The organism is Flavobacterium sp. W21_SRS_FM3, assembly GCF_052113625.1.
Taxonomy (GTDB): Bacteria; Bacteroidota; Bacteroidia; order Flavobacteriales; family Flavobacteriaceae; genus Flavobacterium.
Genome location: NZ_JBGQOD010000014.1, coordinates 1 through 12,362, shown reverse-complemented (window position 1 = coordinate 12,362; position 12,362 = coordinate 1). Strand labels below are relative to the sequence as shown.

7 protein-coding genes are annotated in these 12,362 nt (G+C 34.5%); 5 read left to right on the top strand and 2 right to left on the bottom strand.

Features of this window, described 5'->3' with window-relative positions; all coding sequences use genetic code 11:
- Positions 1-26 precede the first annotated feature (26 nt).
- Both ACEN2K_RS14880 and ACEN2K_RS14875 read left to right on the top strand, forming a co-directional pair.
- Positions 27-491, top strand: a complete 465-nt coding sequence (locus tag ACEN2K_RS14880) for a DUF1456 family protein (RefSeq protein ID WP_441760119.1) — start codon at positions 27-29, stop codon at positions 489-491.
- Between the two features lie 7 nt (positions 492-498).
- Entirely contained in the window at positions 499-1,155 is a 657-nt protein-coding gene (locus ACEN2K_RS14875; protein WP_441760118.1) for an NAD(P)H-binding protein, read from the top strand.
- A gap of 115 nt (positions 1,156-1,270) precedes the next feature.
- Here ACEN2K_RS14875 and sucC read toward each other — a convergent pair whose 3' ends face one another.
- A complete protein-coding gene (sucC, locus tag ACEN2K_RS14870; protein WP_441760117.1) occupies positions 1,271-2,464 on the bottom strand; it encodes an ADP-forming succinate--CoA ligase subunit beta in 1,194 nt (397 codons plus the stop codon).
- Positions 2,465-2,893: 429 nt separating this feature from the next.
- On the opposite strand from sucC, the gene gltB reads away from it, so the two are divergent.
- From gltB to lysA, 3 genes are all read left to right on the top strand, one after another.
- On the top strand, positions 2,894-7,414 hold the full coding sequence (gene gltB / locus ACEN2K_RS14865) for a glutamate synthase large subunit (protein ID WP_441760116.1): 4,521 nt from the start codon (positions 2,894-2,896) through the stop codon (positions 7,412-7,414).
- A gap of 2 nt (positions 7,415-7,416) precedes the next feature.
- Positions 7,417-8,871, top strand: a complete 1,455-nt coding sequence (locus ACEN2K_RS14860; RefSeq protein ID WP_441760115.1) for a glutamate synthase subunit beta — start codon at positions 7,417-7,419, stop codon at positions 8,869-8,871.
- 308 nt (positions 8,872-9,179) lie between these two features.
- The gene (lysA, locus tag ACEN2K_RS14855; RefSeq protein ID WP_441760114.1) at positions 9,180-10,397 is read left to right on the top strand and encodes a diaminopimelate decarboxylase; all 1,218 of its coding nucleotides are present in this window, start codon (positions 9,180-9,182) and stop codon (positions 10,395-10,397) included.
- A gap of 56 nt (positions 10,398-10,453) precedes the next feature.
- Here lysA and pafA read toward each other — a convergent pair whose 3' ends face one another.
- Entirely contained in the window at positions 10,454-12,067 is a 1,614-nt protein-coding gene (gene pafA / locus ACEN2K_RS14850) for an alkaline phosphatase PafA (protein WP_441760113.1), read from the bottom strand.
- Positions 12,068-12,362 lie beyond the last annotated feature (295 nt).

The following is a 12,362-nucleotide window of genomic DNA, read 5'->3' as shown; positions in this document are numbered from 1 at the left end:
ATGTACCTTTGTAAAAAATTAATACAATGACAAATAACGATATTTTTAAAAAATTGCGTGTAGCCTTAATGCTACGTGACGATCAAATAGTTGAAATTTTAGAATTAGTAGACTTTAGAATTACTAAGTCAGAATTAGGTGCATTTTTCCGTGATGAGAAACATGAAAATTATATGGAATGTGGTGATCAGGTATTACGTAATTTCCTAAATGGTCTAGTTATACACCTACGTGGCACCAAAGAAAATCCAAAAAATCCAAATGATGTCTTAGCGAAGCATAAAGCACAGATACCAGCTAAAGATACTACTAAGGAAAGAAAAGAATTTAAGGCAAAACCTAGAGATGAAGAAAAAGATAGAGGAGATCAAAGTCCTTCTAAATCTAGTTCTGCAGCTAAGAGTTCGTCTAAAAAGCAATTCCCGAAAGGAAATAAAAAAGTACAAGTAGTCGAAAAGGTTAAATTCAATTTCGGTAAAACTAAAAAATAGCAAATCTTTGAAAACGGCTTTAATTATAGGCAGTACAGGATTAGTGGGCTCCCATTTGGTCCAGATTCTTTTAGAAAGCAAGGACTATGATAAAGTTGTTACTTTTGGAAAGACAGCGTCTGGTATGCAGCACTCTAAGTTAACAGAGCATATCATTGATTTTGACAAAGTTGACTCTTATTCAGAGTTAATTAAAGGTGATGATTTTTTCTGTACAATAGGTACAACTATAAAGAAAGCAGGAAGTAAAGAAGCATTCCGAAAAGTTGATTTTGAGTACCCAATGCAATTCGCTACTATTGCCTTAAAAAATGGCATTAAGCAATTTTTATTAATTTCTTCAGTAGGTGCAGACCCGAGTTCAGGAAATTTTTACTTAAGAACAAAAGGCGAAATTGAATTATTTCTAAAAAATGCTGGATTCGAAAGCGTTTCCATAGTTCAACCTTCTCTCTTATTAGGAGATCGCAAAGAATTTAGATTTGGAGAAAAGCTAGGTGCGGTATTTATGAAAGCATTCTCTTTTCTATTTATTGGCGGTTTAAAAAAATACAAACCCATTCAAGCAAGTATTGTAGCTAAAGCACTTTATGTAATAGCTCAAAAAAACATTTTTGGATTTCAAATTTACAAATCAGATGCTCTGCAGAAATTGGGGAACTAATGCACTATAGGATGGCGATATAATATTTGCTTACAGTGTTCCTTTAATCATAAAGCATAAAAAAATCCTGTTTGCCAAGGCAAACAGGATTTTTTAATATATAACTATTTTGAAATTAAGAAAGAGCCGCTTTTACTTGATCAGCTGCTTCTTGAAATTCAACAGCAGATAAAATTGGCATTCCTGAATTATCAATTAATTCTTTTGCAATGGCTGCATTAGTACCTTGTAAACGAACAATAATTGGCACTTTGATAGCATCTCCCATATTTTTGTAAGCATCAACAACTCCTTGTGCCACACGGTCACAACGAACGATACCACCAAAAATATTAATTAAAATCGCTTTTACGTTAGGATCTTTTAAGATAATACGGAAAGCAGTTTCAACACGCTTTGCATCCGCTGTTCCACCTACGTCTAAGAAGTTTGCAGGCTCAAAACCAGCATACTTAATTAAATCCATAGTTGCCATTGCTAAACCAGCACCGTTAACCATACATCCTACAGTTCCGTCAAGATCAACATAGTTTAATCCTACTTCTTTTGCTTCTACTTCGATAGGATTTTCTTCAAGAATATCACGCATCTCAGCATATGCTTTTTGTCTGTATAAAGCATTATCATCAATATTTACTTTAGCATCAACAGCTAAAATTTTATTATCAGAAGTTTTTAAAACTGGATTGATTTCAAACATTGAAGCATCAGATCCAATATATGCATTGTATAAAGAGTCAATGAATTTAACCATTTCTTTAAATGCATTTCCAGAAAGACCTAAGTTAAAAGCAATTCTTCTTGCTTGAAAACCTTGTAATCCTACAGCTGGATCAATTTCTTCAGTAAAAATTAAATGAGGTGTATGCTCAGCAACTTCTTCAATATCCATTCCACCTTCTGTAGAATACATAATCATATTACGACCTGTCGCTCTATTTAATAATACAGACACATAAAATTCTGAAGTTTCACTTTCACCAGGATAATAAACATCTTCAGCAATTAAAACTTTGTGAACTTTTTTTCCTTCTGCAGAAGTTTGAGGTGTTACTAATTGCATTCCAATAATTTGTCCTGCAATATCTTCAACTTGAGCTAAATTCTTAGCAAGTTTTACTCCACCACCTTTTCCACGTCCACCTGCATGAACTTGTGCTTTTACAACGTACCAACTCGTTCCCGTTTCAGTAGTTAATTGTTTTGCAGCAGCAATCGCTTCAACTGCATTATTAGCAACGATTCCACGTTGAATGCGAACTCCGTAGCTAGCTAAAATCTCTTTTCCTTGATATTCGTGTATGTTCATAATATAGAATTTGTCTGGATCCTGAATTTATTTCAGAATATAAGTGGCACAAAAATAGCAAAATTCATCTAAACAGAGAAATCTTTTTGTCTATTTAAAATTTCTAAACTGTTAATCTAAAAAAAACGATTAATTCAGTTCCAATTTTTTCAATTTGAACAAAAATAGTACCGACGTAAAAATGAGAGCGAAACTACTATATCGTTTGAAATTTATTTAGTAAAACGAGCTAAATCACGCATTTATACTTTTATGAACGCTATAAAAAGGAAACACATTGTTAATTTCACATTTCATCCATACCTAAATGAAATTATTATCATTAATCAATCAAAATTCTATTATTACTATAAAAATAAGCCGTTTTACCCTGTTTTAATAAATTATATTTAATGAAATCTTTATTTTTGTGTAAAAAAATTATAAAGCATGAAAGTTAAAGAACAAGGCCTTTATTTGCCAGAATTTGAGCATGACAATTGCGGCGCAGGATTTATTTGTAATTTAAACGGAATTAAATCTAATGACATTATTCATAAAGCACTCGATATTCTAATTAAACTAGAACATAGAGGCGCAGTAAGTGCAGATGGAAGAACAGGAGATGGTGCAGGAATACTTTTTGATATTCCCCATGATTTTTTTAAAAAAGTATGCGACTTTGAAATCCCAGAAACGAGAGAATATGCAGTTGGAATGGTTTTCTTACCTAAAAAGAAAAATCAAGTCGATTTTTGTATGACCACATTCGAAAAAGCGATAACTGACCAAAATTTAAAAGTTTTAGGTTGGAGAGATGTTCCTGTGGATGTAACAAATCTAGGTCAGATTGCCGCTGAAAAAGAACCAACAGTAAAACAAGTATTTATTAGCAAGAACGGATTTGATTTAACTGAGCAAGAATTCAATGCCAAATTGTTTGCCGCTAGAAAAATTGGAGAACATGCCATAAGAGATTCTAAAACCTCTGAAAGTCATATGTTTTACTTCTCTAGTTTATCAACTACAACTATAATATATAAAGGTCTCTTAATGCCTGAAGATATCAGCAGGTATTACACAGATCTAAAAGATACCGATTTAGTGACTCGTCTTGCACTTGTGCACCAACGATTTTCTACGAATACTTTTCCTTCTTGGGAATTAGCACAACCGTTTAGATATATGTGCCATAATGGGGAAATTAATACGCTACGAGGAAACATAAGTAGAATGCGTGCTCGTGAAGAATTAATGCAGAGTCCTATTTTTGGCGATGACATTAAAAAAATGTTTCCTATCATTTTAGAAGGAAAATCAGATTCGGCTTCTATGGATATGGTTATCGAATTATTATTGATGACTGGTCGTACATTACCTGAAGCAATGATGATGGTTGTTCCTGAAGCGTGGGAAAAACACCAAACAATGTCTGATGAGAAAAAAGCATTTTATGAGTTTAATGCCTGTATCATGGAACCTTGGGATGGCCCTGCTTCTATTCCCTTTACGGATGGGAATGTTATTGGTGCACTATTAGATAGAAATGGACTACGTCCTTCGCGCTATACGTTGACAAAAAGTGGTTTTGTAATCATGTCTTCAGAAATTGGCGTATTGGATGTTAATCCGGAAGATGTTATTCTGCACGGTCGTTTAGAGCCTGGTAAGATGTTCCTAGTCGATATGAATGAAGGTCGAATTATTGAAGACGAAGAAATAAAAAACCTAGTTGTTACAAAACGTCCTTACAGACAATGGTTGAACGAAAATTTACTTCCATTAGCAAAAGTACCCTACACTAATAATGAAAATCCAACAGAAAAACTGGATTTTGAAACAAGGTTGCGTCTGTTTGGATATACTATCGAAGATATAAAGACGACTATTAACCCAATGGGTACAAAAGGTACTGAAGTCATTAGTTCGATGGGGAATGATACACCATTGGCAATTCTATCAGAGAAGCCTCAACTACTGTACAATTATTTCAAGCAATTATTTGCTCAAGTTACTAACCCGCCTTTAGATGGTATTCGTGAAGAAATAATCACGGATATTAGTTTAGCAATTGGCGGTGATTATAATATTTTTGAAATTGAATCAAAACACTGTAAAAAATTAAAAATTCAAAATCCTGTTATTTCTAAAGAGGATTTAGATAAGATAAAAAATATTGATCACCCCGATTTCAAATCGGCTTCTATTTCTACTTTATATAAAATTGAAAAAGGAGTAAATGGATTAGAACGTGCTCTAGAGAAATGTGTACAAGCAACTTATAAAGCAGTAAACGAAGGATATAATGTCATTATCCTATCGGATAGAGGCGTTAGTGAAGAAATGGCACCGATACCTATGCTATTGGCTTGTTCTTACATTCACCATTCCTTAAACAAATTACAAGTTCGCTCTAAATTCGGAATTATAATTGAGTCTGCTGAACCCCGTGAACCACATCATTTTGCTTTATTATTTGGATACGGAGCCAGTGCAATTAATCCTTACTTGGTAAACGAAATTATACGTAATCAGGTTGCTGAAGGTTTTATTTCAAATACTGATGCTGATTATGCTATTACCAATTATAATAAAGCTATTGCAAAAGGAATCCTGAAAATAATGAACAAAATTGGAATCTCTACGTTGCATTCGTACAGAGCTGCCCAAATATTTGAAATCCTAGGATTAAACAAAACATTCTCTTCTAAATACTTCCCGTACACGCCTTCTCGAATTGAAGGAATTGGTCTGATCGAAATAGAAAAAGAAGTTAAACTTAGGTATCAAAAAGCATTTCCTAATTCTAAAATAGCGAGTTTATTACCATTAGAGATTGGTGGAATCTACCGCTGGAGAAGAAATGGGGAGAAACACATGTTTAACCCTACCACCATCGCTAAATTACAGCAGGCAGTTCGTTTAAATAGTCCGGAGAGCTACAAAGAATATGCAAATATGGTCAATGAGCAAAGCTCAAATTTAATGACCATACGCGGAATGTTTGAGTTCAATAATCTAGACCCAATTTCGATTGACGAAGTAGAACCTTGGACAGAAATAGTGAAGAAATTCAAAACTGGAGCCATGTCCTATGGATCTATCAGTCAAGAAGCGCATGAAAATTTGGCTATAGCCATGAACAGAATTGGCGGAAAAAGTAATTCTGGTGAAGGAGGTGAAAACCCAAAACGTTTTCAAAAAGAAGTTAACGGAGACTCAAAAAATAGCGCGATCAAGCAAGTTGCTTCCGGACGTTTTGGAGTATCTATTAACTACTTAACCAGTGCTAAAGAGATTCAAATTAAAATGGCACAAGGAGCTAAGCCAGGAGAAGGTGGACAATTACCTGGTGAAAAAGTAGTGCCATGGATTGCTGAGACTAGAAATTCTACACCTTATGTAGGACTGATTTCTCCGCCACCCCACCACGATATTTATTCTATTGAGGATTTATCTCAATTAATATTCGATTTAAAAAATGCCAACCGTGAAGCACGTGTAAACGTAAAATTAGTTTCAGAAGTTGGTGTAGGAACAATTGCTGCTGGTGTTGCTAAAGCAAAAGCAGATGTCATTTTAATCTCTGGTTATGATGGAGGAACAGGAGCTGCTCCACTTACCTCACTACAACATACTGGTATACCTTGGGAACTTGGTTTAGCCGAAGCACAACAAACTTTAATCCTAAATGATTTAAGAAGCCGCGTCGTTCTAGAATGTGACGGACAATTGAAAACAGGTCGCGATGTCGCTATTGCAGCATTACTAGGGGCAGAAGAATTTGGTTTTGCAACAGCACCATTAGTAGCTTCAGGTTGTATCATGATGAGAGCATGTCACTTAAACACTTGCCCAGTTGGTATTGCAACTCAGGATCCTGAATTAAGAAAAAACTTCAAAGGAACACCAGAACACATCATCAACTTCATGTATTTCATTGCAGAGGAATTAAGAGAAATTATGGCACAACTGGGTTTTAGAACCTTGAAAGAAATGGTTGGACAGTCACAAAAATTGAATGTAAATAAAGCAATTAAGCATTATAAAGCAAATGGCTTAGATTTATCTACAATTTTATACAAACCAGAAAAAGCTAAAACGGTTCCAAACCACAATACCACTACTCAAGACCATGCTTTAGAAAACGTATTAGATTTTGCGATTATTAAAGAAGCTATTCCTTCAATATATAGAAAAGAAAAAACAAGAGTTAATTTTAAAATAAAAAATACTGACCGTTCTGTAGGAGCGATTTTAAGTAATGAAATTTCTAAAATTTATGGGGCGCAAGGATTACCTGAAGACACTATATTAGTTGATTTTGAAGGTTCTGCAGGTCAAAGTTTTGGCGCATTTGCTACAAATGGTTTGTCCTTTAAAATTCATGGGAACTGTAATGATTATTTAGGTAAAGGACTTTCTGGAGGGAAATTAATTATCAAAGTTCCGCCAACAGCTACTTTCAAACCAGAGGAGAATATCATCATTGGTAATGTAGCTCTTTATGGAGCCATAACGGGAGAAGCCTATATTAATGGTATGGCTGGAGAACGTTTTTGCGTTAGAAATTCAGGAGCAACTGCTGTTGTTGAAGGAATTGGAGATCATGGTTGTGAATATATGACGGGGGGTACAGTTGCCATTCTTGGAAGAACAGGGAGGAATTTTGCTGCTGGAATGAGTGGTGGAGTTGCCTATGTATTTGATGAGAAAAAGCAGTTCGAAAATGGCTTATGCAATATGGAAATGGTTGCCTTAGAAACATTGGAACAAGAGGATTTAAGCAAACTGAAACGTTTAATTAAAAATCATTCCATGTACACTAATAGTCCTTTAGCAAAAAGGCTTTTGGAAGATTGGGAAAACCAAAGCAAACATTTCATCAAAGTAATGCCTAGAGATTATAAAATAGCATTACAACGATTAGCAGAAGAAAAGAAAATTGAAGAACTAATAGCAACAGCATAGTTATGGGAAAGATAGGTGGATTTAAAGAATACGATAGAACAGACGAAAGTAATCTAGCAGTACAAGAACGTGTAGCAAATTATAATGAATTTACTATTCCTTTATCTGCAGAAAAAATAAAAGAACAAGGATCAAGATGCATGGATTGCGGAATCCCTTTTTGCCACAGTGCTTGTCCATTAGGAAACTTGATTCCTGATTTTAACGACATGGTACATCAAAATGAATGGCAAAGTGCATTAGAGATTTTGCAGTCAACCAATAACTTCCCTGAATTTACGGGACGTTTATGTCCTGCTCCATGTGAAAAATCATGTGTATTAGGAATCATAGAAGAACCAGTGGCTATTGAAAATATTGAAAAAAATATTATAGAAAGAGGTTTTGCTGAAGGTTGGATTAAACCACAAACACCGGAAACAAGAACGGGAAAAACAGTGGCCGTAATAGGATCTGGACCTGCAGGTTTAGCTGCAGCACAACAATTAAATCGTGCGGGCCATACGGTTACTGTTTTCGAAAGAGACAATGCAATAGGTGGTTTATTACGTTACGGAATTCCGAATTTCAAATTAGAAAAAGGCATTATCGACCGACGCGTAAAAATTCTAGAATTAGAAGGAATTACCTTCAAAACTAATGTAAATGTTGGCGTAAATTATAGTATTGATCAACTAAACGAATTTGATTCCATCGTTTTGTGTGGTGGCGCAACTGAAAGAAGAAGTTTACCTACTAAAGGAATTGAAACCAAAGGAGTTGTTCAGGCAATGGATTTTTTAACTCAGCAAACTAAAGTATTTTATGGTGAAGACATTCCTAACCAAATCAAAGCTACTGGTAAAGACGTTATCGTAATTGGTGGTGGAGATACCGGCTCTGACTGTGTCGGAACTTCAAATAGACAGGGCGCTAAATCTGTTACAAATTTTGAAATCATGCCCAAACCACCCGTAGGAAGAAGTGAAAGTACGCCTTGGCCATTTTGGCCTTTGCAACTTAAAACATCATCTTCTCACGAAGAAGGATGTGATAGAAACTGGTTGATAAATACTAAAGAATTTATTGCAAATGATAAAGGAGAATTAGTAGGATTAAAAACCGTTGAAGTAGCTTGGAAAATAACTCCTGGCCAAAGACCGGAATTAATTGAAAAAGAAGGATCCGAAAAAACATGGCCTTGTGATTTAGCTTTGCTTGCATTAGGTTTTACAGGACCAGAAAAAACATTAAGTGAACAATTAGGATTAGATACAGATGTAAGAAGTAATTATAAAGCGACGAACTATCAAACGAATGTTCCCAATATTTTTACAGCAGGAGACATGCGACGTGGTCAGTCGTTGATTGTTTGGGCAATATCAGAGGGTCGAGAAGCAGCACGTGAAGTTGACTTGTATTTGATGGGATCTACTAATTTACCAACAAAGGGGTCTGGTGATTTACCAAGTCTATAATCTATAAAAATACTTGAAATTGGCTGTCAAAACATTTGTTTTGGTGGCCAATTTAGATTTTGGAGGTACCCATGAATCCACTAGCGTTCCTTCATGGTCGGGCTGTACGCAACAAGTCCTCGCCACTTCCGTAAAAACTACAGCGACTGTGGGCTATCCGCTACCATCCCTCACCCAAAAAAAAAGCAATTGCACAAAAATACAAGCTATTTGTGTTATTTATAACTTTTTGTTATAATTTGTTAGAAATCATTTATTAGCTTGCGGGAACAAATAAAGTATAATAAATTTGCTTAAAAATAATAACGATGCAATCAAAAGACTTACTTCAACTAGCAGAACAATTTGGCAGTCCATTATATGTATACGATGCCGATAAAATTAAATCACAATACAATAGATTAACTAAAGCTTTTTCTAAGGTTGAGAAGTTGCGTATCAATTACGCTATGAAAGCATTGTCCAATGTAGCCATCTTACAACTATTAAAAGAAATGGGTTCAGGACTGGATACCGTTTCAATCCAAGAAGTACAATTAGGTCTTCATGCTGGATATGATCCCGAAAAAATATTTTACACACCAAACGGCGTATCTCTTGAAGAAATTGAAGAGGTTAATGCTATGGGAGTTCAAATTAACATTGATAATCTATCTATTTTAGAACAATTTGGAGCTAAACATCCTAATGTTCCTGTATGTATTCGCATCAATCCACATGTAATGGCGGGTGGTAACACTAACATATCCGTAGGACATATTGATAGTAAATTTGGAATCTCTATTCACCAATTGCCACACTTGGTAAGAATTGTAGAAAACACTAAAATGAATATTGTGGGTATTCACATGCACACTGGTTCAGATATTCTGGATATTGAAGTATTTTTATACGCTGCAGAAATATTATTTGATGCTGCTAGAAACTTCAAAAATCTTGAATTCCTAGATTTCGGTAGTGGATTTAAAGTGCCTTACAAAAAAGACGATATAGAAACTGATATTGAAGAATTAGGTAAAAAACTATCAAAAAGATTCAACGCCTTTTGTGCTGAATATGGTAAAGATTTAACTTTAATTTTTGAACCTGGAAAATTTCTTGTTAGTGAAGCTGGATCATTTCTGGTTAAAGTTAATGTAATCAAACAAACAACGTCAACTGTATTTGCAGGAGTAGACAGCGGTTTCAACCATTTAATCCGCCCAATGTTATATGGTTCACAACACCATATTGACAACATATCGAATCCAAAAGGGAAAGAGCGCTTTTACTCTGTTGTTGGTTATATTTGTGAAACAGATACTTTTGCAAACAACCGTAGAATTCAAGAAATAAAAGAAGGTGATATTTTAAGCTTTAGAAATGCTGGAGCGTATTGCTATTCTATGGCTTCTAACTATAACTCACGATATAGACCAGCTGAAGTATTATGGATGAACGGTCAAGGTCACTTAATACGTGCTCATGAAACTTTTGAAGATTTAATAAAAAATCAAATTCCGTTGCCAGTAGAAGCTACTGTATAATAATAAAAAAAAGGTGTAATTTTAAATTACACCTTTTTTTATTCCTATTATATTTACTAATCCTTCAATACCTCCTCAAGTACATTAGCTTCTGTGCCATTAGGGAAAGAAACTTTTATCTTTTGCGCAATTGTCGGTGCAATTTGAGTGATTTCTTTCTTATTAAACGATTCACCTTTTTTGATATGCCATCCGTAAAAAATAGCAGGTACATGGGTGTCATAAGTATATGTAGTACCATGTGATGTTCCTGTTCCTTGATACTCAATATATCCTGGTTTATCAAGAATGACTAAATCTCCATTTTGAGTGACGTCATAACCTTTGGCGATAAAATTCAAGAAATAATCATTTCCTGTAGAATTCAAAACTTCCTCTTCAGTATAGACTCTTTTTACATAATCTTGAGTCATTAAGTAATCTTTAAATGCATCTTTAACTACATTTAAATCAAGGTTTTTAGATTTAATAGTTTCTTTATTAAAAAATAAATTGAAGCTAGAATAATTCAAAACTAAATCACTACCAAAAGTTTTCATCGAAAAATCCTTCAAATTATTCCTAATAGCTGTAGGACTAATACTGTTCACATTATATTTATGATCTTTTAAATAATTTACATTTTCAGCACCTGCGTGATCAGCAGTTAAAAACAAAAGGTAGTTATCCTTTCCAACTGTTTTGTCTAAATAGTTCAAAAACTCAGCAATTGTTTGATCCAATCTTAAGTAGGTATCTTGCAGTTCCATAGATCGAGGCCCCAACAAATGCCCAACATAATCTGTAGAAGAAAAACTAACAGTTAAAAAGTCAGTAATATTATCTTTACCTAAGTCTTCCTTTTCAATTGTTCGCATTGCAAACTCAGCTAACAAATTATTTCCAAATGGAGTAGAACGTAAAACACCTGCATCATTAGTAGCATACATAGCTTTTAAATCATAAGGAAAGACAGCTGCTTTACTGTTGTACAACTTCCCTTCGTACGGATTATTATCCTCTAAGCTTTCATTGTAAATAGCTTTGGGCTTTAATAAGTCCCAGCCTTGATTGATATAAGGCATATAATGTTTTTCATTGTTAAATTTCTCAACCCATTCCGGTAGCTTTTGACCGTAAAAAGAACTAGATATAAAAGAACCGGTTTTACTATACCAAAAAGCCCAGTTAGCAAAGTGACCTGCAGGTAAGATCGCACCACGGTCTTTAAGGCTTAAACCAAAAACTTTTCCTTTAAAGTTAGTCCCCATTCGCAACTCATCAGTAATTGTAGTCGTTAATAAGTTCTTAGGAGACATTTCACCCTCTTCTTTTGTTCCATCTCCTACAGTGCTCACACTTGCATCATCAGTACAATACATTTCAGTTCCTAATTTTCTACTGAACCATTCATTACTAACAATTCCATGGACGGCTGGAGTGGTACCTGTATAAATTGAAGCATGGCCTGGGGCAGTGTAGGTTGGCATATAATTATAATGCATATTTTGAAAAGTATACCCATTTGTCATCAACCTTTTAAAACCATCATTAGTAAAATCACTGGAAAAACGGTATAAATATTCCATTTTCATTTGATCGACAACAATTCCTACAACCAATTTAGGTCGCTCTTGAGCTTGTAAATTTGACATAATAACTACTGCCAAAAGTAAAACTAGTTTTTTCATCTTAAAATTTATTTTAGATGACAAAAATACACATTAAAGCTCTAAATGTTTTAAACGAACGTTAAGAATGAGCACAACGGTAATTGATTTAACATTAAATACACATTTGATTAAAAAGCATTAGCAGTTACTCTAAAAAAATACACAAAAAAACCCCTATCGGATTAGATAGGGGTTTAAGAATCTCAAACCAGTTCAGATTAAAGAAAGTCCAAGAACCGAGCGCGTGAGCTCGTGGTTCTAGTAAAAAAAAGAACCCCAGTCTTTTCAGACTGGGGTTTTAGAATCTGAAACT

Bases quoted from the DNA above. Each gene is read 5' to 3' on its own strand.
- ACEN2K_RS14880 (WP_441760119.1), top strand. From the start codon at position 27: ATGACAAATAACGATATTTTTAAAAAATTGCGTGTAGCCTTAATGCTA.
- sucC (WP_441760117.1), bottom strand. From the start codon at position 2,464: ATGAACATACACGAATATCAAGGAAAAGAGATTTTAGCTAGCTACGGA.
- gltB (WP_441760116.1), top strand. From the start codon at position 2,894: ATGAAAGTTAAAGAACAAGGCCTTTATTTGCCAGAATTTGAGCATGAC.
- ACEN2K_RS14860 (WP_441760115.1), top strand. From the start codon at position 7,417: ATGGGAAAGATAGGTGGATTTAAAGAATACGATAGAACAGACGAAAGT.
- lysA (WP_441760114.1), top strand. From the start codon at position 9,180: ATGCAATCAAAAGACTTACTTCAACTAGCAGAACAATTTGGCAGTCCA.
- pafA (WP_441760113.1), bottom strand. From the start codon at position 12,067: ATGAAAAAACTAGTTTTACTTTTGGCAGTAGTTATTATGTCAAATTTA.